20 protein-coding genes are annotated in these 21,942 nt (G+C 75.7%); 8 read left to right on the top strand and 12 right to left on the bottom strand.

Annotation, left to right across the window (positions count from 1 at the left end; genetic code table 11):
* Window positions 1-90 precede the first annotated feature (90 nt).
* On the bottom strand, window positions 91-564 hold the full coding sequence (locus tag KJP73_RS03840; RefSeq protein ID WP_213281435.1) for an ATP-binding protein: 474 nt from the start codon (window positions 562-564) through the stop codon (window positions 91-93).
* Between the two features lie 128 nt (window positions 565-692).
* Between KJP73_RS03840 and KJP73_RS03835 the strand changes: the two genes are divergently transcribed.
* Window positions 693-1,331, top strand: coding sequence for a sugar O-acetyltransferase (locus tag KJP73_RS03835; protein WP_213281434.1), 639 nt, complete (start codon window positions 693-695; stop codon window positions 1,329-1,331).
* Window positions 1,332-1,377: 46 nt separating this feature from the next.
* On the opposite strand, the gene KJP73_RS03830 is transcribed toward KJP73_RS03835, so the two are convergent.
* The 3 genes from KJP73_RS03830 to KJP73_RS03820 are packed head-to-tail and all read right to left on the bottom strand — an operon-like array spanning window position 1,378 to window position 4,135.
* Window positions 1,378-1,857, bottom strand: a complete 480-nt coding sequence (locus KJP73_RS03830) for a GNAT family N-acetyltransferase (protein WP_213281432.1) — start codon at window positions 1,855-1,857, stop codon at window positions 1,378-1,380.
* 19 nt (window positions 1,858-1,876) lie between these two features.
* Window positions 1,877-2,695: a polyphosphate kinase 2 gene (gene ppk2, locus KJP73_RS03825; protein WP_213281430.1), complete on the bottom strand. Its 819-nt coding sequence runs from the start codon at window positions 2,693-2,695 to the stop codon at window positions 1,877-1,879.
* A gap of 60 nt (window positions 2,696-2,755) precedes the next feature.
* On the bottom strand, window positions 2,756-4,135 hold the full coding sequence (locus tag KJP73_RS03820; RefSeq protein ID WP_213281429.1) for an APC family permease: 1,380 nt from the start codon (window positions 4,133-4,135) through the stop codon (window positions 2,756-2,758).
* A gap of 143 nt (window positions 4,136-4,278) precedes the next feature.
* On the opposite strand from KJP73_RS03820, the gene KJP73_RS03815 reads away from it, so the two are divergent.
* Window positions 4,279-4,593, top strand: coding sequence for a YtxH domain-containing protein (locus tag KJP73_RS03815; RefSeq protein WP_213281428.1), 315 nt, complete (start codon window positions 4,279-4,281; stop codon window positions 4,591-4,593).
* A gap of 115 nt (window positions 4,594-4,708) precedes the next feature.
* On the opposite strand, the gene KJP73_RS03810 is transcribed toward KJP73_RS03815, so the two are convergent.
* Window positions 4,709-6,106 carry a GntP family permease gene (locus KJP73_RS03810; protein ID WP_213281427.1) on the bottom strand — a complete coding sequence of 466 codons (1,398 nt, stop codon included), beginning with the start codon at window positions 6,104-6,106 and terminating at the stop codon, window positions 4,709-4,711.
* A complete protein-coding gene (locus KJP73_RS03805; RefSeq protein ID WP_213281426.1) occupies window positions 6,106-6,660 on the bottom strand; it encodes a gluconokinase in 555 nt (184 codons plus the stop codon). Before KJP73_RS03805 ends, KJP73_RS03810 begins: the two co-directional genes overlap by 1 nt.
* A 260-nt stretch (window positions 6,661-6,920) precedes the next feature.
* Here KJP73_RS03805 and KJP73_RS03800 point away from each other — a divergent pair, with 260 nt between their 5' ends.
* On the top strand, window positions 6,921-7,613 hold the full coding sequence (locus KJP73_RS03800; protein WP_249669078.1) for a FadR/GntR family transcriptional regulator: 693 nt from the start codon (window positions 6,921-6,923) through the stop codon (window positions 7,611-7,613).
* A gap of 28 nt (window positions 7,614-7,641) precedes the next feature.
* Here the strand turns inward: KJP73_RS03800 and KJP73_RS03795 are convergent, their stop codons facing one another.
* The gene (locus KJP73_RS03795) at window positions 7,642-8,487 is read right to left on the bottom strand and encodes a helix-turn-helix transcriptional regulator (RefSeq protein WP_213281425.1); all 846 of its coding nucleotides are present in this window, start codon (window positions 8,485-8,487) and stop codon (window positions 7,642-7,644) included.
* Between the two features lie 102 nt (window positions 8,488-8,589).
* On the opposite strand from KJP73_RS03795, the gene KJP73_RS03790 reads away from it, so the two are divergent.
* Window positions 8,590-9,270 carry an SDR family NAD(P)-dependent oxidoreductase gene (locus KJP73_RS03790; RefSeq protein ID WP_213281424.1) on the top strand — a complete coding sequence of 227 codons (681 nt, stop codon included), beginning with the start codon at window positions 8,590-8,592 and terminating at the stop codon, window positions 9,268-9,270.
* A gap of 69 nt (window positions 9,271-9,339) precedes the next feature.
* On the opposite strand, the gene KJP73_RS03785 is transcribed toward KJP73_RS03790, so the two are convergent.
* Window positions 9,340-11,112 (bottom strand): pyruvate dehydrogenase, encoded by a 1,773-nt coding sequence (locus tag KJP73_RS03785; protein WP_213281423.1) that lies wholly within the window; start codon window positions 11,110-11,112, stop codon window positions 9,340-9,342.
* A 203-nt stretch (window positions 11,113-11,315) separates the two neighbouring features.
* Between KJP73_RS03785 and KJP73_RS03780 the strand changes: the two genes are divergently transcribed.
* Window positions 11,316-15,494: an SCO7613 C-terminal domain-containing membrane protein gene (locus tag KJP73_RS03780; RefSeq protein WP_213281422.1), complete on the top strand. Its 4,179-nt coding sequence runs from the start codon at window positions 11,316-11,318 to the stop codon at window positions 15,492-15,494.
* A 62-nt stretch (window positions 15,495-15,556) separates the two neighbouring features.
* Here KJP73_RS03780 and KJP73_RS03775 read toward each other — a convergent pair whose 3' ends face one another.
* Complete coding sequence (locus KJP73_RS03775; RefSeq protein ID WP_213281421.1) at window positions 15,557-16,894, bottom strand: MFS transporter; 1,338 nt, start codon at window positions 16,892-16,894, stop codon at window positions 15,557-15,559.
* Window positions 16,895-16,982: 88 nt separating this feature from the next.
* On the opposite strand from KJP73_RS03775, the gene KJP73_RS03770 reads away from it, so the two are divergent.
* Window positions 16,983-17,291 carry a GNAT family N-acetyltransferase gene (locus tag KJP73_RS03770; protein WP_213281420.1) on the top strand — a complete coding sequence of 103 codons (309 nt, stop codon included), beginning with the start codon at window positions 16,983-16,985 and terminating at the stop codon, window positions 17,289-17,291.
* 7 nt (window positions 17,292-17,298) lie between these two features.
* On the opposite strand, the gene KJP73_RS03765 is transcribed toward KJP73_RS03770, so the two are convergent.
* Window positions 17,299-17,982, bottom strand: coding sequence for an HAD family hydrolase (locus tag KJP73_RS03765; protein ID WP_213281419.1), 684 nt, complete (start codon window positions 17,980-17,982; stop codon window positions 17,299-17,301).
* 82 nt (window positions 17,983-18,064) lie between these two features.
* Entirely contained in the window at window positions 18,065-18,229 is a 165-nt protein-coding gene (locus KJP73_RS03760; RefSeq protein ID WP_213281418.1) for a hypothetical protein, read from the bottom strand.
* Window positions 18,230-18,398: 169 nt separating this feature from the next.
* Between KJP73_RS03760 and KJP73_RS03755 the strand changes: the two genes are divergently transcribed.
* Window positions 18,399-19,052, top strand: coding sequence for a DUF998 domain-containing protein (locus KJP73_RS03755; protein ID WP_213281417.1), 654 nt, complete (start codon window positions 18,399-18,401; stop codon window positions 19,050-19,052).
* Here KJP73_RS03755 and pgm read toward each other — a convergent pair.
* Window positions 18,985-20,655, bottom strand: coding sequence for a phosphoglucomutase (alpha-D-glucose-1,6-bisphosphate-dependent) (gene pgm, locus KJP73_RS03750; RefSeq protein ID WP_213281416.1), 1,671 nt, complete (start codon window positions 20,653-20,655; stop codon window positions 18,985-18,987). The two genes, KJP73_RS03755 and pgm, sit on opposite strands and share 68 nt — an antisense overlap.
* Window positions 20,656-20,755: 100 nt before the next feature.
* On the opposite strand from pgm, the gene KJP73_RS03745 reads away from it, so the two are divergent.
* Window positions 20,756-21,577, top strand: a complete 822-nt coding sequence (locus KJP73_RS03745; RefSeq protein WP_213281415.1) for a DUF5926 family protein — start codon at window positions 20,756-20,758, stop codon at window positions 21,575-21,577.
* Window positions 21,578-21,942: the final 365 nt, after the last annotated feature.

Raw genomic sequence — 21,942 nt, 5'->3', positions numbered from 1 at the left:
GTGACGCAGTCGCACCCCCTTCTCGCACTGTGACCGTACACAGTCCGGCGCAGTGAGACGGCACCATGGGCGCGGGGCGACCAGGGCGCCTCAGTGCTGCGCGGGGAAGACCGCCCAGACGTGCTTCGTGTCGCCGGTGGTGTACCAGCCGACGTCCTGCGACAGCCGGCGCGCGATCACGAGGCCGAAGCCGCCCGCGCCGGTGGGCCGGTCCCCGGCGACGACCGGGGCGGAGCTCACGTCGCTGTCGCACACGTCGAGCAGGTAGTCCCGGGTGTCGGCGGACAGCGTCAGGCTGGTCGGCGGGCGTCCGTGCTCCAGGGCGTTGGTGGCCAGCTCGGAGGCGACCAGCACCATGTTCTCGGGGACGCGGTCCAGGCGGAGCTGCACCGGTGCGTCCTCCGCGGTGATGGCGACGAGGAGCTCCCGCCGGACCATCGCGAGGTCCCGGACGGTGTCGAGCTGCCAGGTCCGGACGGGCACGAACCGGGCGGGGGGACGGGACGCGGGCAGTCCGGCGTCGGTCTGGGGCCGGTCGCCGAACCCGCCCTCGCTGTGCGGCACATCGCCTCCGTCGTCTGCACTGGTGGATCGCCCGACGACGGTATTTCGACGGGACGGCGAGCGCCACTCCGGGCCGGGCGCAGGACGGGGGAAGATGCTCCGGACGACCGGGGACGAGAGGTGCTGGGATGGACGACCGCGAGCGCGAGGTGCGCCGCCGCATGGCCGCGCACGAGCTCTACACCGACAGCGGCCCGGGGCTGGAGGCGCTCGACGAGGCGCGCACCCGCGGCAAGGAGCTCGTGCACGAGCTCAACACCTCCCACCCCCGCGACACCGCCGGGCGCGAGCGTCTGCTCCGCGAGCTGCTCGGCAGCGTGGGCGAGCGCGTGTGGGTCGAGCCGCCGCTGCGGGTGATGTACGGCCGGCACGTGCACCTCGGCGACGACGTCTACGTCAACGTCGGGCTCACGCTGGTGGACGACGTGGAGGTCCGCGTCGGCAGCCGTGTCATGTTCGCGCCGCACGTGACGGTCTCCACGACCGGGCACCCCGTGCACCCCGACCTGCGACGTGACGGGTCCCAGTTCTCCGCGCCCGTCGTCATCGAGGACGACGTGTGGATCGGGTCCGGTGCGACGATCCTGCCCGGCGTGACGATCGGCGCCGGGTCGGTCGTCGGCGCCGGCGCGGTGGTCACCGGGAACGTGCCGCCGGGCGTCGTGGTCGGCGGGGTGCCCGCGCGGGTGATCCGCGAGATCACCGACGCCGACCGCGAGTTCCGCTACCGCCCGCCGCGGGACCTCCCCGTCCCCGCCGCGGGCTGACCCCGCCCGCCGCGGGCTGACCCCCCGCTCGCGGGCGACGCGCCGGTCAGCGGGCCGCGAGGTCCAGCGTCATGAACGTCGAGTACGGGCTGGGCAGGTAGGTGCCGAACGGCCCGCACTCCTCGAACCCCGCCCGCGCGTACACCGCCCGCGCCGCCGCGAAGCCGTCCTGCGTCCCGGTCTCCAGGCTGACCCGCTCGTAGCCCCGCTCGGCCGCGAGCCCGACGAGGTGCTCGACCAGCGCGGCCGCCACGCCTCGTCGCCGTGCCGCCGCGGCGGTGTGCATCGACTTCAGCTCGCCGTGCCCCGGGGCGACCTCGGCCAGCGCGCCGACGCCGAGCAGCGTCCCGTCGGCGGCGTCGCGGGCGCTGCAGAACGTGACGTGCGGCGCGGTCAGCCCGTCGACGTCCAGGGCGTGCACCTCCTCCGGCGGGCTCAGCTCGTACATGAGCTCCAGGTGCCGCGTGAGCAGCGCCAGGACGTCAGGGGTGCGGGGGTCGTCGGGGGCGATCGTCGGCGTGGTCATCGCCGGTGACGGTACCGCCTCAGGCGCTGAGCTCCGGGTCGCCCGCCAGCGTCGCGGCGTGGTCCGGCACCGACGTGAACAGCTCGCGCGGCGGCCGCTCGTAGTCGTCCCGCGCCGGCGGCCGGTCGGGCAGGTGCACCGGCTCGTGGGCGACCTCGCGGTACGGGATCGTCGACAGCAGGTGGGCCATCATGTTGAGCCGGGCGTTGCGCTTCTTGTCCGACTCGACGACGAACCACGGGTTCTCGGGGGTGTCGGTGTGCGCGAACATCTCGTCCTTGGCCCGGGAGTAGTCCTCCCACCGTGCGATGGACTCGAGGTCCATGGGGCTGAGCTTCCACCGCCGCACCGGGTCGTGCAGCCGGGACCGGAACCGGCGCAGCTGCTCCGCGTCCGACACGGAGAACCAGTACTTGCGCAGCAGGATCCCGTCGTCCGAGAGCATCCGCTCGAACACCGGGGCCTGCTCCAGGAACAGCGCGTGCTCCTCGGGCGTGCAGAAGCCCATGACCTTCTCGACGCCCGCGCGGTTGTACCAGGAGCGGTCGAACAGCACGAGCTCCCCGGCGGCGGGCAGGTGCGCGATGTACCGCTGGAAGTACCACTGGCCGCGCTCGCGCTCGGTCGGTGCGGGCAGGGCCGCGATGCGGGCGACGCGGGGACTGAGGTACTCGGCGATCCGCTTGATCGTGCCGCCCTTGCCGGCGGCGTCGCGGCCCTCGAACACCACGACCACGCGGGCGCCGGTGCTCCGCACCCACTCCTGGAGCGTCACCAGCTCGGACTGCAGCCGGAAGAGCTCCGCCTCGTACACCGCCTTGGGCACCTTCGCCGTCATCCCCGGACCGTACGCCGGGCGGTGCGGGCGTGACCAGGGCCGGGCGTCACGGCTCGGGGGTCATGCGTCCCGCGTCCGCTCCGCCCTCCCCGTGACCACCCGGTTCACCACGTACAGCACCACGCCGATCCCGAGCAGCACGAGCGCCCGCAGGTAGACGCTGCCCTCACGCCCGGTGAGCGGGGAGGCGAGCACGAGCGACACGACCGCGCCGACCGCCGGTGCCCAGGTCGGTGCGCGGAACGACTTCTCGGTGTCGCCGTCGACGGTCTCGGGGTCGCCGTCGGTGTCCCGGCGCCGCAGCACCAGCACCGCGACGTTCACCACCGCGAACACCAGCAGCAGGAGCAGCACGGTGGTGTCCGCGAGGTCGCCCAGGTCGCCGGTCGCGGTGAGGGTCAGCGCCAGCACGACGGTGAACGCGATCGCCACGACGGGCGTCCGCCGACCGGCGTGCACCCGGCCCAGGAACGCGGGCACGATCCCCTCGCGCGACATCCCGTAGACCAGGCGCGACGCCATCATCATGTTGATCAGCGCCGTGTTCATGACCGCGAGCAGGGCGATCAGCGCGAACAGCCACGGCGGGAACGCCAGGCCCGCGACCTTGACGACCTCGAGCAGCGGCCCGGTCGAGCCGACCAGCACGTCCGTCTCGACCAGCATCGACGCGGTGAACGCCACGGCCAGGTAGATCACCCCGGCGACGAGCAGGCCGCCGAACAGTGCCCGCGGGAAGTCGCGCCGGGGGTGCCGGGCCTCCTCCGCGAGGTTGACCGAGTCCTCGAAGCCGAGCAGCGCGTAGAACGCCAGCGCGGTGGCACCGAGCACGCCCATCCAGACCGGTCCCTCGGTGCGCAGCTCCATCGCCCGGCCCGGGTCGCCGTCCCCCTGCAGCAGCGCCCAGACGCCGATGCCGATGATGACCAGCAGGCCGCTCGCCTCGATCAGCGTGAGGACCACGTTGACGCGCACCGACTCGGAGACGCCGAGGACGTTGACGACGGTGATGAGGCCGAGGAACACCCACGCCGCGGCGAGCGTCGGCACACCGAAGGGCAGCAGCTCCGCGAGGTAGTCGCCGCCGAACGCCCGCGCCGCCGCCGACGCGCTGGTGATGCCGGACATCATCACGGCGAACGCGACGAGGAAGGTGAGGAACGGCCGCTGGAACGCCCGGTTCGCGTACAGTGCCGCGCCCGCCGCCTGCGGGTACCGCGCCACGAGCTCGGCGTAGGCCGTCGCCGTGAGTGCCGCCAGCACGAACGCCAGGAGGAACGGCAGCCAGATGGCCCCGCCGACCTCCGCGGCCACCGTCCCGGTGAGCGCGTAGATGCCCGCGCCGAGGATGTCCCCGACCACGAACAGCAGCAGCACGGTCCGGCCGATCGTCCGCTTGAGCGCCGGCTGGTCCTTGTCCACCTGCACCGACTGGGCCATCGGAGCACCACCTCCCCTTCGAGGGGACACTGTGCTCCCGCCGGGCGCCGGGCGCGCGCCGAGAGCGGCCCCCACCAGGCGGGACGCGACCTGCGCCCCTACGCTCGGTCGCACCACCACACACCGGACACCGGAGGTCAGGCATGAAGGGCAAGCTGGCATTCGTCCTCGGCGCGGGCGTGGGCTACGTGCTCGGGACGCGCGCGGGCCGCGTGCAGTTCGAGAAGATCAAGGGCTGGGCGTCCGACGCCTGGAACGACCCGCGCGTGCAGTCCACCGTGGAGGACCTGGAGTCGCAGGCCGCGCGGATCGCCAAGGACCAGGGTTCGGCCATCAAGGACAAGGCCGTCGACGCGGTGAAGACCGCGGTGTCGAAGGCCAAGGGCGACGAGCCCGACGCCGCGGACGGGACCGGCACCACGCCGCCGACCGCGACCACCCCGCCGCCGAGCCTCTGACGGCAGGCGCACGGGACGACGAACGAGGCCGGCGGTCCCCGGGTGGGGGCCGCCGGCCTCGTGCGTGCCGCGGGCGCCGGTGAGCGGCGCTGGACCGCGGAGTCAGATCACGGCGCTAGATGACCAGGCTGAGCAGCAGCACCACGACCAGCGCGGTGACCGACAGCACGCACTCCATCAGCGACCACGTCTTGAAGGTCTGGCCGACGGTCATCTTGAAGTACTCCTTCACCAGCCAGAACCCGGCGTCGTTCACGTGGCTGAGGAACACCGAGCCCGCGCCGATCGCGAGCACCATGAGCGCGACGTGCGTCGGGGACAGGCCCTCGGCGAGCGGCGCGACGATGCCCGCGGCGGTGACGGTCGCGACCGTGGCCGAGCCCGTCGCCACGCGGATCAGCACCGCGACGAGCCAGGCGGCCAGCAGCGGCGAGATGGGCGCGTCCGCGAGCCCCTTGGCGATGACGTCGCCGACGCCGGAGTCGACCAGCGTCTGCTTGAATCCGCCGCCGGCGCCCACGATCAGCAGGATCGAGGCGATCGGCGCGAACGAGGAGTCGACGAGCGAGCCGATCTGGCTGCGGGTGCGGCCCTGCTGCGAGCCGAGCAGCACCAGCGACACGAGGGCCGTGATGAGCAGCGCGACCAGCGGGGTGCCGATGAAGTCGAGCACCTGGCCGACGCCGCTGTCCTGGAACCCGATGGTCTCCGCGAGGGTGCGGGCGAGCATCAGGACGACGGGCAGCAGCACCACGGTGAGCGCGGTCGCGAACGACGGGCGGCGGGCGCCCTCCTCGCGGTCCGAGCCGCCGAGGATCTCGGTCGGCGGGTCCAGCGGCACCCAGCGCGCCATGGGCTTGGCGAGCAGCGGCCCGGCGACGGCGACGGTCGGGATCGCGACCAGCAGGCCGAGACCGAGCGTCAGGCCCAGGTCGGCGCCGAGGGCGTCGATCGCGATGAGCGGCCCGGGGTGCGGCGGCACGAGGCCGTGCAGCGCGGACAGGCCGGCGAGCGCGGGGATGCCGACGACGATCATCGAGACCTTCGACCGGCGGGCGACGAGCATCACGACCGGGATCAGCAGGACGACGCCGACCTCGAAGAACAGCGGGATGCCGATGATGAACGCCGCGAACGCCATGGCCCACGGCAGCCGCTGCACCGGCGTCCTGGCCAGGATCGAGTCGACGATCTGGTCGGCGCCGCCGGAGTCGATCAGCATCTTGCCGATGATCGCGCCGAGGGCGATGAGGATGCCGACGCCCGCGACGGTGGTGCCGAGGCCCGCGGTGAAGCTGGTGAACGCGTCGGTGTAGGGCAGGCCCGCGGCGACGGCGAGCACGCCGGCGCCGAGCATCAGGGACAGGAACGGGTGCAGCTTCAGCCACACGATGAGCAGCACGATCACGGCGATGCCGACGACGGCGGCCACGATCAGGCGGGTGTCGGACACCGCGGGTGCGGTGTCCTCGGCCGCGGCGGCCAGCAGCGCCGTGGCGGCGAGCGGGGACATCAGGACTCCTGGGGGGTGGTCGGGCCGGGCACGCGGGCCGTGGCGGGGTCGATGCCGAGCTCGCGCAGGGCGGCGTCGGCGACGGAGTGCGGGGAGACCTCGACCGGCACCACGACGCCGTCCTCGGCCCCGGTGAGCCGCTCGAGCGTCTCGAACTGCGAGGGCAGCAGGGACGGGGGCATGAAGTGCCCGGCGCGCCCGGCCATCCGCTGGCCGATGGAGTCGATCGTCCCGTCCAGGTGCACGAACCGGACGCGCCCCTCGGCCTCGCGCAGGACGTCGCGATAGGCGACGCGCAGCGCGGAGCAGGTGACGATGGTCGACCGGCCCGCGCCCGCCTGCTCCGACAGCCAGTCGCGCATGGCGCGCAGCCACGGCCAGCGGTCGTCGTCGGTCAGCGGGGTGCCCGCCGACATCTTCTCGATGTTGGCCGGCGGGTGGAACTCGTCGGCCTCGGCGAACGGCCAGTTCAGGCGCTCGGCCAGGATCTGGGCGGTCGTGGTCTTCCCCGACCCCGCGACCCCCATCACCACCAGGTGCTGGACCTCCGGCATTGGTTGTCCCTCTCGACGTCGTCGTCCGGGCGCGGATTCGTCCGGCAGCGGCCGCGGATCGCCCCGCGGCACCGGACACTGTGGCACAAAGGTGCGATCTTTGGAAGCCAAAGGTCACACCAGTCGGGGCGATGGTCGACCGCGCGTCCCGCCCGCCCCGTGTGCGACCCTGGCACGGCCGCCGGGGCGGCGCGCGTCGAGCAGGCGCGTGATCAGCGCGCCGAAGGGGCGCGTGACCAGCGCGGCGAGGAGGAGCGGACGTGGTGGCCGAGGTGCTGCACAGCAGCGTGCTCGAGGTGGTCGGCGCGGAGATCACCGCCGGCACGGTGCCCGCCGGCGCGGTCCTCACCCTCGAGCAGATCCAGCAGCGCTTCGCCGTGTCCCGCACCGTCGCGCGCGAGACCATGCGGATGCTCGAGCACCTCGGGCTGGTGACGTCCCGGCGCCGCGTCGGGCTCGTCGTGCGGCCCGCGTCCGACTGGATGGTGTTCGACCCGCGCGTGATCCGCTGGCGGCTCGCGGGCCCCGGCCGGCTCGCTCAGCTCCGGTCGCTCACCGAGCTCCGCGCGGCCGTCGAGCCCGTCGCGGCCGCCGCCGCCGCCCGGCACGCCGACCCCGCCGACGTCGACCGGCTGCTGGAGATCGTCGGCCGGATGCGCGAGCTCGGGGAGGCCGGCCGGCTCGAGGAGTTCCTGGCCTGCGACATCGAGTTCCACGCGCTGCTGCTGCGGGCGGGCCGGAACGAGATGTTCTCGGCGCTCACCGACGTGGTCGCCGAGGTGCTCGCCGGGCGCACCCGGCACGGCCTCATGCCCGCGCACCCGCGCCCCGAGGCGCTGGACGCGCACGACGCGGTCGCCGCCGCCGTGCGCGCCCGCGACCCCGAGGGTGCCGAGCGGGCGATGACGGTCATCACGGCGGAGATCCGGGCCGCCCTGGGCGAGCTGCACTGACGGGCGGCCCCGGCGTCACCCCTCGGCGTCAGCCCACGGGGTCCGCGGCGAACGTCTGCAGCCCCGCGGTGCGCGCGAGCTCGAGCCGGTGGGCGTCCTCGCTGCCCGGCGCCGCGGTGTAGACGACGATCCGCAGGTCGGTGCCGGGGGCGACCAGCACGTCGCAGTCGACCGTGATGTCCCCGACGCACGGGTGGTGCACGGTCTTGCGGCTCGCGCGGTGGTCGGCGACCCGCGCCTCCTGCCAGCGCCGGGCGAACTCGGGCGACTCCTCGAGCAGCCGCTGCACCAGGCGCTCGAGCGCGGCGTCCTGCGGGTAGCGGCCCCGGGCCTGGCGCAGGTCGCCCACCAGGTCGGCGGCGAACGCCTCGGCATCCCCGGGCGCGTGCTCCACGCGCGGCACCCCGCCGACGAACCACTGCCAGACCACGTTCCCCTCGTGGCCGACGAACCCGGACGGGTCGCCGTTCACCGCCGCCCAGAGCGGGTTCCACAGCACCAGGTCGTGCGCGGCGGTGAACACCGCGACCGGCACGTCCGTCAGCCGGTCGACGATCCGCTGCACGCCGGGCGTGACGTGCCGGGGGACCGTCCCGCGGGACGGGACCGCCGCACCCGCCACGCGGTACAGGTGGTCGCGCTCGTGGTCGTCCAGCCGGAGGGCCCGCGCCAGGGCGGCCAGCGTCTGCGGCGACGGGTGCGTCGCGCGGCCCTGCTCCAGGCGCACCACGTAGTCGACGCTCACGTGGGCCAGCATCGCGAGCTCCTCGCGCCGCAGCCCCGGGGTCCGGCGCCCGGCTCCGGCCGGCAGCCCCGCCTCCTCCGGTCGCACCCGGTCCCGCCAGGCCCGCAGCACCCGCGCGAGATCGTCCATGCGCCCATCGTGCCCCCTGGCGCCCGGGCCTGGGTGGTACCGCGAGTCCCACGGTCGTGCGGTGCCTGGTGCGATCCGCCGGCCCGGCGGAGCGTGGACGCCATGACCACCACACTGATCACCGGGGCGAACAAGAGCCTCGGGCTGGAGACCGCCCGCCGGCTCGTCGAGGCCGGCCACACCGTGTACGCCGGGATGCGGGACCTCGCCTCGGGGGACGCCGTGCGCGCCCTGGGTGCGCACGCCGTGCAGCTCGACGTCACCGACCGGGCGAGCGTCGACGCCGCGGTCGCGTCGCTGCCCGAGCTGGACGTGCTCGTCAACAACGCGGGCGTCCTCGGCACGTCCTTCGGCGTGGACGACCTCGACGCCGAGGCGGTGCGGGAGGTGCTGGAGACCAACGTCGTCGGCGTCGTGCGGGTCACGCAGGCCGCGCTGCCGCTGCTGCGACGGTCCGCCCACCCGGTCGTCGTCAACGTCGCGTCGGGGGTCGGGGTGCCGCGGTGGCTCCTCGACGAGGGGCACGACGAGTACCCGGTCCTGGCCGTCCCGTACGCGGCGTCGAAGGCGGCAGTCATCGCGCTGACGGTGCAGTACGCCAAGAACCTGCCCGGCTTCCGCGTCAACGCCAGCGACCCCGGCTACACCGGCACCGACTTCAACGGGCACTCGGGGCACCAGACCGTCACCGAGGGCACCGACGCGACCGTGGCGCTCGCGCTGCTGGGTCCCGACGGCCCGACCGGCGAGCTGCACGGCCGGCACGGGCGCATCGCGTACTGACCGCCGGCGGGGCGGGGGCGCGCCCTCGTGGCGGGGCGCGCCCTCGCGGTTGGCGCCCCCGCCGGGCCGTCAGGGGCGCGGGACGTTGCGCAGGTTCGAGCGGGCCATGGCCATGACCTCGCCCATCCCGCCGCCGAGGATCTCCTTGCTCATCGCCGCCGTGAACCCGCCGACCTGCTGGCGCGTGATCTTCGGCGGCAGCGACAGCGCGCGGGGGTCGGTGACGAGGTCGACGAGCGCCGGCCCGTCGTGCGCGAACGCCTGGCGGAGCGCAGCGCGGATCTGCGTCGGGTCCTCGACCCGCACCGCCGGGATGCCCACCGCGTTCGCGACCGCCGCGTAGTCGACCGTCGGGGAGTCGGTCCCGTAGCTCGGCAGCCCGTCGACCAGCATCTCCAGGCGCACCATGCCGAGCGTCGCGTTGTCGAACAGGACGATCTTCACCGGCAGCTGGTAGTGCACCAGCGTGATGAGCTCCCCGAGCAGCATCGACAGCCCGCCGTCGCCGGCGATCGCCACCACGTGCTTCTGCTCGGCGCCGTAGTCCCGGGCCGCGAAGGCCGCCCCGATGGCGTGCGGCACGGCGTTGGCCATCGACCCGTGCAGGAACGAGCCGATCACCCGGCGCCGTCCGTTCGGCGTGAGGTACCGCGCGGCCCAGACGTTGCCCATGCCCGTGTCCACCGTGAACACCGCGTCGTCCGCGGCCTCCTCGTCGAGCAGCACGGCGGCGTACTCGGGGTGGATGGGCGTGTGGTGCTCGACGTCCTTCGTGTACGCGCCGACCACGCCGGACATGGCCCTCTCGTGCTTCTTGACCATCGACTCCAGGAACCGGCGCGACCGCTTGCGCGACACCAGCGGCAGCAGGGCCCGCACCGTCTCGCCGACGTCGCCGACCACCGCCAGGTCGTTGCGGGTCCGGCGGCCGAGGCGGGTGGGGTCGATGTCGACCTGCGCGGTCCGGACGTCGCCGGGCAGGAACTGGTCGTACGGGAAGTCGGTCCCGAGCAGGATCAGCAGGTCCGCCTCGTCCATCGCGGCCTGCAGCGCCCCGTACCCGAGCAGACCCGTCATCCCGACGTCGAACGGGTTGTCGTACTGGATGTGCTCCTTGCCGCGCAGGCTGTGCCCGACGGGCGCGGCGATCGTGTCGGCGAGGGCCAGGACGTCGTCATGCGCACCACGGACGCCCGCACCGGCGAGGATCGTCACCTTCTTGGCGTCGTCGATCGCGGCGGCGAGCGCGGCGACGTCCGCGTCGGCCGGGACCACGCGCGGGCTGCTCGGGCGGGTGAGCGTGTCCGTGCCGGCGGGCGGGACCTCGAGGTCCGCGACGTCGCCCGGCAGCGTCAGCACCGCGACGCCCGGGGCGCCGTACGCGTGGTGGATGGCGCTGCGGATCACGCGCGGCGCCTGCGCGGCGGACGAGATCATCTCCGAGTAGACGGAGCACTCGACGAACAGCCGGTCGGGGTGCGTCTCCTGGAAGTACTGCGTGCCGATCTGCGCGCTCGGGATGTGCGAGGCGATCGCGAGCACCGGGACGCGGCTGCGGTTCGCGTCGTACAGGCCGTTGATGAGGTGCAGGTTGCCCGGGCCGCAGGAACCGGCGCACACCGCGAGCGCCCCCGTGATCTCCGCCTCCGCCGCAGCGGCGAACGCGGCAGCCTCCTCGTGCCGGACGTGCACCCACTGGATGTCGACGCCGTCCTTGCGCGCGCGGCGGACCGCGTCGACCACCGGGTTCAGGCTGTCCCCGACGATGCCGTAGATGTGCTTGGCCCCTGCCGCCACCACCTGGGCGACGAGCTGGTCGGCCACCGTGCTGCTGCGTGCCACGCCTCGCTCCGATCGTTGTCGTGTGGAGCCATATTCATCCCATGACTTCGCGCGGTGCCACCGGGGGCCGGTGTCTCGTCGATCACCCTCCGGGCCCTGCGCCACCCCGGCGAACCGGGCCGTCCGGCGGGCAACCTGGTGAAAGTCTGCGCAGGAACTGTGGACGACGCACCCCGGGCTCCGCGGGCTGGCACTCTCAGCACGTGGAACTGACCTCGGCAGATGCGCTCCGGCGCGAGCTCACCGACTTCACGCGCTGCCCCTCCTGCGGGAGCGCCCTCGACTCCGCGCGCTGCGGGTCCTGCGGGCTCGACCTCGCGGGGTCGGCCGGCGAGCGCATCGCCGACGCCTCCCGCGCCGCGGCCCGCGCCCTGGACGAGCGGCACCGCGTGATCTGGACCGTGCGCGCGGAGCAGACCGGGGACCACCCGCGCACCGCGGCGTCGACCGGGCCGACGGTGTGGGCGCCGCAGCCGGTGGGTGCGGGTCAGCCGGTGCCCGCGGGTCAGCCGGTGGGTGCGGTGCAGTCGCTGGGCGGGCCGGCGACCGGGCCGGTGCCCGCCGCCCCGGCGTGGACCGCCGGGCCCGTCGCCGCGCGTCCCGTCCCGCCGGCCGGTGCCGTGCCCCCGCCCGGCGCGCCGCTCCGGTTCGCGCCCGTGGGCCCGCCGCCGGCGGAGCGCGGCTTCGACGTCGTGCGCCTGTTCGTCCTCGCCGGCGCGGGGCTCGTGGCCGCGGCGGCGCTCGTGTTCGCGTTCTTCGTGCTCGCCGAGGCGCCCGCCGCGCGCGTCGCGGTGCTCCTGCTCGCGACCGCGGGCGCGGCGGCCGGCACGCTCGTGCTGCGCCGCAAGGGGATCGGCTCGTCCGCCGAGGCGGTCGGCGGCCTGGTCGCCGCGCTCGCGGTCGTGGACGCCTGGGTGGTGGCGGCGCTCGTCGGCGGCGCCGCCCGCTGGGTCGTGCTCGCGTTCCTGCTGCTGGCCGTGGGCGTGGGGCTGCCCGCCGCCGGGCTCGCCGTCCGGGTGCGCGCCTGGACCGCGGCCGTCCTCGTGCTCCCGCTCGTGCCCCTGAGCGTGGCCGGGGCGGTCGGCGGCCTGTGGGCGTGGCACCTCGCCCTGCTCGTCGCGGCCGTCGTCACGCTGGTCCGGGTCCCGCACCGGCGGACCGTCCGCGACCGGTTCGGCGCGGCGCCCTCCGTCGTGGACGCGGTCCTCACGCTGGGCGCGGCCGGCCTGCTCGCGGTGGCGCTCCTCGTCGCGCCCGCCCTCCCGCCGATCGCCCCGCGCTGGGAGACCGGCGCCGTCGCCGTCGCCCTGCTCCTCGCGGCAGCCGTCGCGCGTGCCCAGGCGCCGGCCGGCCTCGCGACCGTCTGGACCTGGGCAGCCGGCGCGCTCGCCGTGCTGTCCGGGGTCGCCGTGCTGCCGCAGGAGGTCGGGGCCGGTCCGCTCGCCGGGGCGGCCGTCTGGGCGCTGCTCGTGCTCGTGCCGACGGTCGCCGACCGGCGGCGCCAGGAGGACCCGCGGTACCGGGCGCTCGTCTCCGGCGGGTTCGTGGCCCTCGTGGCGTCGACCGTCCCGCCGGTGGTCGTCGCGATCGCGTCGACCGTCGCGCTGCTCGACGGCATCGACGCCACCTTCACCCGCGAGCTCGACGGGGCCGCGTTCGCCGGGACGGGCACGGGGTCGGGCGGCGCCCAGCTGCTCGCCCTCGTGGTGCTGGCCGGGGCGCTCTGGGCGGTCGGCCGGCTCCGGCTCGCGCCCGTCTGGCGGGTGCCGGTGCTCCCGCCGCCGCCGCCCGTCCTGGCCGGGGCGCCGCTGCCGCCGTCGCCCGTGCCCGCGGTCCCCGCGGTCCCCGCGCTGCCCGCGCCTCCCGTCCCGCACGAGCCCGGCGTCCAGGTCTTCGCCCGGCTGTGGCTGCCGGCCGCGACCGTGCTGGCCGCGGTCGTCGCCACCGGGTTGCTGCGACCCTGGTCGGCGGCGCTGCTCGTGGGGCAGCTGCTGCTCGCCGCCGCGCTGGTCGAGGCCGCCCGCCGCGTGCCCGCGTCGGCGACGCCCTGGCGCGCCACGCTGACCGTCGCGGCGTTCGGGCAGATCGCCCTGCTCACGGCGCTGACCTGGACCTCCCGGCCGACCGTCGCCCTCGGTGCGGTCGCCGTCGTGCTGCTGCTCCTGCGCAGCCGGCGCCTGGCGCTCGCGGACCTGCGGGGCGCGCTGGTCGGGCTCGGTGCCGCCTACGCGGGGGTGGTGCTCGCCGTGTGCCTCGCCTGGGCCGGGTGGGACGCCTACGGGGTGATCGGTGGCGTCGCGGTGGCGCTGACCCTCGTCGCGGTCGTGCTCACCGTCCTCCGCCGCGTCGGGTCGGACACCTGGCTCGCCGTGCTCGTGGTCGCGGCCGTACCGGCGGCGCTCGGGATCGCGGCGGTCGCGGTCGAGCGCACCTGGTGGTCGGCGGGCGTCGCGGCGGCGCTCCTCGTGCTCGAGGTCGTGCTCCTGGACACCCGGGCGCGCCCCGTCGCCGGGTGGTTGCGGGTGCTGGCCGCCGGGCTGGTCGTGCCGACCGTCGCGGTCCTCGTCATCTGCGCCGGAGCGGTGCTGCTGCCCGGGTCCGGGTCGCCGGTGCTGCTGCCGGTCGTCGCCGTCCTGGCCGCCGCGGCCGCGGTCGCCGCACCGGCCGTCGCGGACCGCCTGCGACGCCGGGCCCCCGAGGTCCCCGCCGACCGGGCGCGTGTCGCCCTGGAGCTGGCGTCCGCCGGCACCGGCGCTGTCGCGCTCCTGCTCGGGATCGCGCGCGCCAGCACCGGGGCGGAGACCGTCCTGGCGCTCTGCGCGATCCTCGGCGCCGGCGCCACCGCCCTCGCCCTGCGCCCGGACCGGCGGCCCGTCTGGTGGGTCGCCGCCGTGCTGTGGTCCGGCGTCGTCTGGTCCGCGCTCGCCTGGTGGGGCGTCGGCCTCGTCGAGGCGTACACCGCCCCGCCCGCCGTCGCGGCCGTCGTCGTCGGGACGCTGCTCGCCCGGCGCGGCGACCGGTGGCGCCCGCTCGTCGCCGCGGGGACGGCCCTGCTGGTCGCGCCGACCCTCGTGCTGGCCCTGTTCGGCGCGGCGACCGGGGTCCGGTCCGCGGTGCTGCTCGCGTTCGCGGCCGTGGCCGTCGGTGCGACGCTCCTGGTCGACCGGTCCCCGGCCGGCACGGCGACCGCCCCCGCCGGTCGCGGGGCCCTGCGCGCCCTCACCGACCCGCTGCTGCTCGGCGCCGCCGCTGCGGCGCTCGGCGGGCCGATCCGGGCGGTGCACCTCGCCGCCGGCACCCCCGCCGGATCCGGGGCGGACAACGCGCGGCTGTTCGGCGCCGCGCTCGCGTGGTCGCTGGTCGGCGCGCTGCTGCTCGGGGTCGCGTGCCGGCTGGTCGCGGCCCGGCAGATGGCGCTCGCGGCGACCGTCGGGCCGCACCGCCGCGCCACCGCCGAGGGGGAGGCCGCGGCCCTGCGCCGCTGGGCGCTCGCCCCGGCGCTGCTCGCCGGGACGGTCGGTGCCCTCGCCGGGGCCCGGGACTCCTGGGCCGTCGTGTGGGTCGGGTGGCTGGTCGAGCTCGCGCTGCTCGGTGCCGCGGTCCTGGCGGTGCGCGCGGAGGCGGGCGTGCTGGCGGCGGCGTCGGTGCCGGCGGGCGCGGCGCCGGGTGGCGCGGTGCCGTCGGCCGCAGTGTCGTCGGGCGCAGTGCCGTCGGCCGCGGTGTCGTCGGGCGCGGCCTCGGCTGGTGGCGTGCCGTCGGGTGGCACGGCGTCGGGCGACACGGCACCGGGGCGCTCCTCGCTCGCCGTGGCCCTCCCGCCCGGCTGGTTCCTGTGGCTGGCGGCGCTCGCGTGGGCGATCGGGGCGTGGAGCCCGCGCGAGCTGCGGGTCGAGGTGTTCGCGCTCCCTCTCGGGCTCGCGCTGACGGCCATGGGGTTCGCGGGGCTCCGAACGGCGCTCGGGGAGCCGACCGGACGCGTCACCGCGGCCCCGGCTCGCGGAGCGTGGCCCGTGGGCCGGACGACGTCGGTCGCGACGCTGACCCCCGGCATCCTCGCGACCCTGGGCCCGTCGATGCTGGCCATCTGGACCGACCCGATGACCTGGCGCGCGATCCTCGTCGTGGTGCTCGCGCTCGGGTTCATGCTGCTCGGTGCGCGGCAGATGCTCCGCGCGCCGCTGGTCGTGGGGGCCGGAGCGCTGCCCGTGGCCGTGATCAGCGTGTTCGCCGCGCAGATCGGCCGGACGATCTCCGCGGGTCCGTGGCTGCTCACCCTCCTCGCGGCGGGCGGGCTGCTGCTGGTGCTCGGGATCTTCGCGGAACGCCGCCGCGCGGCCGCCGAGGACGGGGCGGAGGTGGGCGCTCCCCGCGTGCTGCGCTGACGTGCTGCGCTGACGGGCGACGACGCCGGGCCGGGGACGCGGGCCGGCGCTCCGGGCGGGCGTCAGCCCCGGGTGGCGTCCCCGGGCCGGCGGGGAGCGGGGGCGACCGCCTCGGCCGTCCGGGTGGCGGGGTCGGTGCCCGGCGTCCCCGCGGCGTGGTCGTCCACCGCGAGCTCCGCACCCAGGTCCGCGGTGCCCGCGCGCAGGGTCCGCAGCGACGCGAGCGTCGCGACCACGGCGAGCGCGGCGGAGCCGACCACGACCAGGTAGCCGCCGTGCGACCCCTGCCGGTCGATGAGGCTGCCGGCGATCCACGACCCCACGGAGACGCCCACGCCGAGCGAGGTGCCGACCCACGTGAGGCCCTCGGTCAACCGCTCCGGCGCCACGAAGTGCTGCACGAGCCCGTTGCCGTTGATGAGGGTCGGCGCGATGGCGAACCCGGCGACGAACATGACGACCGCCAGCATCGTCATCGACGTGACCAGCACGAACAGCGCGGCGCCCACCGCCAGCGCCACCATGCCGATCGCGAACCGCCGCCACAGCGGCGTCACCCAGTGGCGGGCGCCGTACAGCAGGCCGGAGATCATCGAGCCGCACGCGAACACCGCCAGCACGACGCCCGCGAGCCCGGGCCGGCCGGCCTCCTCGGCGAACGCGACGGTGCTGACGTCGGTCGCCCCGAAGATGGCGCCCATCGCGACGAACACGATCGCGAGCACCAGCATCCCGCCGGACCGCATCACGGAGCCGCGCCGCACGCGCCGGCCGTCCGGGCGGGTGGCCGCGTCGGCCTGCGGGTGCGGGGGCGGCTGCGTCGCACGCTGGCCCAGGAACCAGAACCCACCGAGCAGCATCCCCACGACCGGGACGATCAGCCCTGCCGAGGGCGTCACGGCGGTCGCGAGCGTGGTCGCGAGGATCGGCCCGACGACGAACACCAGCTCGTCCAGCGCGGACTCCAGCGAGTACGCGGTGTGCAGGGCCCGCGGGTCGTCGAGCACGTGCGACCACCGGGCGCGGACGAGGGCGCCGAACGAGCCGATCGTGGAGCCGGTGACGACGGCCGTGAGGTAGAGCGTCCACACCGGCGCCCCGCTGAGCGCGCACACCACCAGGGCGATGATCGCGAGCGCGGACACGGTGACGGCAGGACGCATGACGCGCGCCTGCCCGTGCTGGTCCACCAGGCGGGCGAGCCACGGCGAGCACACCGCCTGCGCGAGCACGTAGACCGCCGACACGCTCCCGGCGAGGCCGTACGAGTCGTGCAGCGCCTCGATCATCAGCACGATGCCGATGCCCACCATCGACATCGGCAGCCGGGCGATGACCCCGGCGGAGGAGAACGCCAGCGCCCCTGGACGGGTCAGCACGTCACGGTAGGGCCCCAGCACCTGGTCAGTCTCGCACCCGCCTCCGACACCGGGCGCGCTGATATCAGCGACGTGGCGGCGGGCGCGGTCGGCGGCCGATACTTCGGGCATGACGACGCTCACCGTGACGGACGTGCCCGAGCAGGACCGCTTCGAGGTCAGCGACGCCGAGGGCGCCCTGCTGGGGTTCGCCGAGTACCGGCGCAGCCCCGGCGTGGTGGTGTTCACGCACACCGAGGTGGACGCGCCCCGCGAGGGTCACGGCATCGGCTCGACGCTCGTGCGCGAGGCGCTGGACGCCGTGCGCGCCGCGGGGGACCGCGTCGTGCCGCAGTGCCCGTTCGTGCGCAGGCTGATCGACGAGCACCCCGAGTACGCCGACCTGGTGGCCGACGACAGCACGGAGCCCACCCGCTGACGAGCGTTCAGGCGGGCGGCAGGACCGCGGCCAGGGGGCTGGTGCGCCACCCCGCGAGCAGCGCGGAGACGTCCGGGTAGACCGCCACCGCGCCGGCCTCCCGGAGCTCCGCCTCGGACGTGCCCCCGCTCAGCACACCGACGCACGGCACCCCGGCGCGCGCGGCGGCCGCCACGTCCCACACCGCGTCGCCGACGAACACCGCCCGGTCGGGGCCGACCCCGGCGCGCTCGAGCGCCGCCTGCACGAGGTCCGGCTCGGGCTTGGCCTCCTCGACGTCCTCCGCGCCGGTGATCTCGACGACGTCGTCCACGTCGAGCACCGCGCGCAGCCTCTCGACCTCCTCGGGGGCGGCGGACGTCGACAGCACCACGGCGACGCCCTCGCCGGCGAGCGTCCGCACGAGCTCCCGCGCGCCGTCGAACGGCCGCAGCAGGTCCGCGAGCGCGGCGTACCGCTCGGCGTGCCCGTCCTTCACCTGCTCGGTCAGCCGGTCGGCGTCGTCGCCCAGCAGCTCCGCGATCAGGCGGCCGGAGCCCATGCCGATCCGGCGGTGGACCCGCCAGGCGTCGACCGGGTGGCCGGCGCGCGCGAAGGCCTGCACCCACGCGTGCACGTGCAGGAAGTTGGAGTCGACGAGCGTGCCGTCGATGTCGAACAGCACGGCACCTGCATCGGGGGATCGCGTCATGCCCCCGGTCTACCGGGACGGGCGCCGGCGCGCGCGGCGGGACACCGGCGAGGTGGCGTCCCCGCCGCGCGCGGTCGGTGCGTCAGGGGTTGAGGAACGACGCCGGGTCGGTGTCGTTGCCGCCCGCGTCGGGCATGGAGCGCGCGACCTCGTCGTCGGAGATCTCCTCGTCGCGGACCTCGTCCACGTCCGGGTCCACCACGGCGTCCGGGGCGTCGTCGGGGCCGGGTCCGGTGCTCTCGCTCATCGTGTGCTCCTTCGCTGACGTGGCTGGTCCCGCCACGCTAGGCGCGGTGCACGTCGCGCGCCCGCCGAGCCACCGCGCCCGCCGAGCCATCCGCCCGCCCCGCGGCCTCACCCGTCCGGGCGCTCCCCCCGCCCGGGCGGCTGGACCGCCGCGGGGCTACGGTGCGGCGGTGCCCCCGCCCGCCGACGTGCCGACGACCCGGCCCGTCGTGCGCCCGCGCGGCTGGGCGCTGCTCTCGGCGTCGGTCGCGCCCGTGGCGATGATCGGCGGCTGGACCGCGGCGGCGGCCGTGCAGGACGGGTTCGACCCGGTGCGCGCGACGATCAGCGAGCTCGCGACCCGGGCCGTGGACCACCCGGCCGTGATGACCTCCGGGCTGCTCGTGACGGGTGCGGCGCACGTGGCGACGGCAGCCGGGCTCCCGGGCGTGCCGGTGCCCGGCCGGGTCCTGCTCGCCGTCGGCGGTGCGGGGACGGCGGCCGTCGGGCTGCTGCCGGTCGACCGCCTCCCGATGGCGCACGCCGTGGCCGCGGGTGTCGCGTTCGGCGCGCTGGCCCTCTGGCCCGCGGCCGCCGTCCGGCGCGACGGACCGGCGGCTCTGCGCCCCGCGGTCGCCGGGACCGCGTGCGCCGTCCTGCTGGGTCTCCTGGCGTGGTTCGTCGTCGAGCTGACGGGCGCCGGCGACCGCGTCGGTCTCACCGAGCGGCTGGTCGCCGGCGCCGAGTCGCTCGCGCCGCTGGCCCTGGTCCTCGCACTCAGCCGAGGGCGTCGGAGACGACGTCCTTCGCCGCGTCCTGCACCTGCGTCAGGTGCTCGGCGCTGACGAACGACTCCGCGTAGATCTTGTAGACGTTCTCCGTGCCGGACGGCCGCGCGGCGAACCAGGCGTTCTCGGTGGTGACCTTCAGCCCGCCGATCGCCGCGTCGTTCCCGGGCGCGGAGGTCAGCTTGGCGGTGATGTCCTCGCCCGCGAGCGTCGTCGCGGTGACCTGCTCGGGGGACAGCTTGCCGAGGGTCGCCTTCTGCTCCAGCGTCGCGGGGGCGTCGACCCGGGCGTACCAGGACTCGCCGAACTCCGAGACCAGGTCCGCGTGGTGCTGCGAGGGCGACTTGCCGGTGGTGGCGAGGATCTCGGAGGCGAGCAGCGCCAGGATGATCCCGTCCTTGTCCGTGGTCCAGACGCTGCCGTCGGTGCGCAGGAACGACGCGCCCGCCGACTCCTCCCCGCCGAAGCCGACGGAGCCGTCGAGCAGGCCGGGCACGAACCACTTGAAGCCGACCGGCACCTCGAGCAGGCGCCGGCCGAGACGGCCCGCGACCCGGTCGATGAGCGAGGACGACACGAGGGTCTTGCCGATCGCGGCGTCCGCCGGCCAGCCGGGCCGCGCGCCGGAGTACAGGTACTGGATCGCCACGGCGAGGTAGTGGTTCGGGTTCATCAGGCCGGCGTCCGGGGTGACGATCCCGTGCCGGTCGGAGTCGGCGTCGTTGCCGGTGGCGATGTCGAACGGCGCGTCGCCGCCCATCGCGTTGACCAGCGAGGCCATGGCCGACGGCGACGAGCAGTCCATCCGGATCTTGCCGTCCCAGTCGAGCGTCATGAACGACCACTGCGGGTCGACGCGCGGGTTCACGACCGTCAGGTCCAGCGCGTACCGCTCGGCGATCGCACCCCAGTACTCGACGGAGGCCCCGCCCAGCGGGTCGGCCCCGATCCGGACGCCCGCCGAGCGGATCGCGTCCAGGTCGAGCACGTGCGCCAGGTCGTCCACGTAGGCGCCGAGGAAGTCGTGCTTCCGGGTGGTGTCCGCGGCCAGCGCGGCGTCCACGCCCACGCGCGGGACCCGGTCGACGCCGTCCTTCAGCAGGTCGTTCGCCCGGTTCGCGATCCACGAGGTCGCCTCGGACCCGGCGGGACCGCCGTGCGGCGGGTTGTACTTGAAGCCGCCGTCGCGCGGCGGGTTGTGGGACGGCGTCACGACGATGCCGTCGGCGAGGCCGGGCCCGGACGCGCGCACGCCCTCGGACGTCGCGGCGCCGTTGTGCAGCAGGATCGCGTGCGAGACGGCGGGCGTCGGGGTCCAGGAGTCGCGGGCGTCCACCCGCACCTCGACGCCGGCGGCGGCCAGCACCTCCAGCGCGGTCTGCCACGCCGGCAGCGACAGCCCGTGGGTGTCCCGCCCGATGAACAGGGGGCCGTCGGTGCCCTGCGCCCGGCGGTACTCGACGATGGCGGCGGTGATCGCGACGATGTGCGCCTCGTTGAAGGCGCCGTCGAGGCTCGACCCGCGGTGGCCGCTGGTGCCGAACACCACGCGCTGGGCGGGGTCGTCGAGATCGGGGCGACGGTCGACGTACGCGGCGAGCATCGCCTCGACGTCGACCAGGTCGGAGGGCTGGGCGGGGGTTCCGGCGCGCGGGTCCATGCCGACGATCCTGCCACCGAAGCGGCCTCCACGGCGGGGTCTGTGGACGACGCCGGGCGCGGCGCGGCCGCCCGCGGCGGGGATCGGTAGGCTGGCCGACATGCCTTCTTCCGTCGACTTCGTGCTGCGCCCCTTCGAGGGCCTCCCCGGCGAGCCCGACTGGGTCGCCCTGCGCGAGCTGGTGCCCGCCGCGACCGCGACCGCCCGCACCACGAAGGAGCACGGCGCCCGCGACGTCACCGTCACGACCGTGCTGCCCGAGGGCTGGGCGGCCCTGAACCGCGCCGACGGCGTGCTGCTGCTCGCCCTGCAGGTGGTCGGCAGCTCCGGCGACGCGAGCCGCGACCTCGCCGCCGCGCTCCTCGAGGCCCTCGACTCCGAGCCCGGCACCGCCGTGCAGCAGTCCGGCCTGCCCGGCCCCGGCCCGCGCCTGCAGGACGTGCTCGACCTGTCGGTGCCCTTCGAGGTCACGGTCCAGGACAGCTTCGCCTACTGGATCGCGGCCGACACCGAGATGACCCCGGAGCTCAAGGCCGCCGTCGAGGAGGCCGACGCCGGGGTCGTCGACACCAAGAAGCTCGCCGCCGCCGAGGCCGCGTACTGGGTCCGGATGGGCGCGCGCGAGTACCTGCGCTGGGCGCAGCCGCACGACGAGCAGCAGGTCATCGACGGCCTCGCGCGCCTGCACGGCCGCCGCGAGTCCGGCTTCGACGGCGCGAAGTTCATCGGCTACTTCCGCTCGAACGGCCTGGTCGTGCCCGTGTGGGAGCTGGCGCGCGGCAGCGAGGCGGAGGACATCGAGGACGCCGTCGCCGCGTTCGCCCCGACGTTCGAGGCCGCGCTCGCGGACACCGAGCCGCTCGACGCGAACGCCCGCCGGGCCCGTGCCGGCATCGTCGCCCGGCAGGTCACGCTCCGCTGACCCAGGTCGCCGCAGGGGGTCCCGGGGTGCGCTCCGGGACCCCCTGCTGCGTCCCGGTGGCACGGTCGCGCGGCAGGGCCCTGCGCACCACCCGCCGTACGGGGGCTCCGCGGACCCGCTGGTGGGGGCGCCGCGCCGCCCGTGTGACCGTCGTGTGCAGCCTCCGCGTGTCCCGCCGCCGGAGGGCGCGACGCCCGCCGCCCATCAGTAGGCTGTGCCGGGTGACGGGCGAGGCGGAGGACAGGACCGAGGAGCGATCGGTCACCGACCGCTCTGCCCACGACGCGGTGGCCGAGGCGCCCGACGTGCAGGACGCCCCCGAGGCGCCCGACGCGGCAGCACCCGCCACCGAGGCCCCCGCCGAG

It is taken from the genome of Cellulomonas hominis (assembly GCF_901521055.1).
Taxonomy (GTDB): Bacteria; Actinomycetota; Actinomycetes; order Actinomycetales; family Cellulomonadaceae; genus Cellulomonas; species Cellulomonas endometrii.
The sequence above is the reverse complement of the archived record's forward strand: the minus strand, read 5'-3'. Positions and strand labels throughout refer to the sequence as shown.

Coding starts and splice junctions, on each gene's coding strand:
- KJP73_RS03835 (WP_213281434.1), top strand. CDS start 693: ATGGACGACCGCGAGCGCGAGGTGCGCCGCCGCATGGCCGCGCACGAG.
- KJP73_RS03830 (WP_213281432.1), bottom strand. CDS start 1,857: ATGACCACGCCGACGATCGCCCCCGACGACCCCCGCACCCCTGACGTC.
- ppk2 (WP_213281430.1), bottom strand. CDS start 2,695: ATGACGGCGAAGGTGCCCAAGGCGGTGTACGAGGCGGAGCTCTTCCGG.
- KJP73_RS03820 (WP_213281429.1), bottom strand. CDS start 4,135: ATGGCCCAGTCGGTGCAGGTGGACAAGGACCAGCCGGCGCTCAAGCGG.
- KJP73_RS03815 (WP_213281428.1), top strand. CDS start 4,279: ATGAAGGGCAAGCTGGCATTCGTCCTCGGCGCGGGCGTGGGCTACGTG.
- KJP73_RS03810 (WP_213281427.1), bottom strand. CDS start 6,106: ATGTCCCCGCTCGCCGCCACGGCGCTGCTGGCCGCCGCGGCCGAGGAC.
- KJP73_RS03805 (WP_213281426.1), bottom strand. CDS start 6,660: ATGCCGGAGGTCCAGCACCTGGTGGTGATGGGGGTCGCGGGGTCGGGG.
- KJP73_RS03795 (WP_213281425.1), bottom strand. CDS start 8,487: ATGGACGATCTCGCGCGGGTGCTGCGGGCCTGGCGGGACCGGGTGCGA.
- KJP73_RS03790 (WP_213281424.1), top strand. CDS start 8,590: ATGACCACCACACTGATCACCGGGGCGAACAAGAGCCTCGGGCTGGAG.
- KJP73_RS03770 (WP_213281420.1), top strand. CDS start 16,983: ATGACGACGCTCACCGTGACGGACGTGCCCGAGCAGGACCGCTTCGAG.
- KJP73_RS03765 (WP_213281419.1), bottom strand. CDS start 17,982: ATGACGCGATCCCCCGATGCAGGTGCCGTGCTGTTCGACATCGACGGC.
- KJP73_RS03760 (WP_213281418.1), bottom strand. CDS start 18,229: ATGAGCGAGAGCACCGGACCCGGCCCCGACGACGCCCCGGACGCCGTG.
- pgm (WP_213281416.1), bottom strand. CDS start 20,655: ATGGACCCGCGCGCCGGAACCCCCGCCCAGCCCTCCGACCTGGTCGAC.
- KJP73_RS03745 (WP_213281415.1), top strand. CDS start 20,756: ATGCCTTCTTCCGTCGACTTCGTGCTGCGCCCCTTCGAGGGCCTCCCC.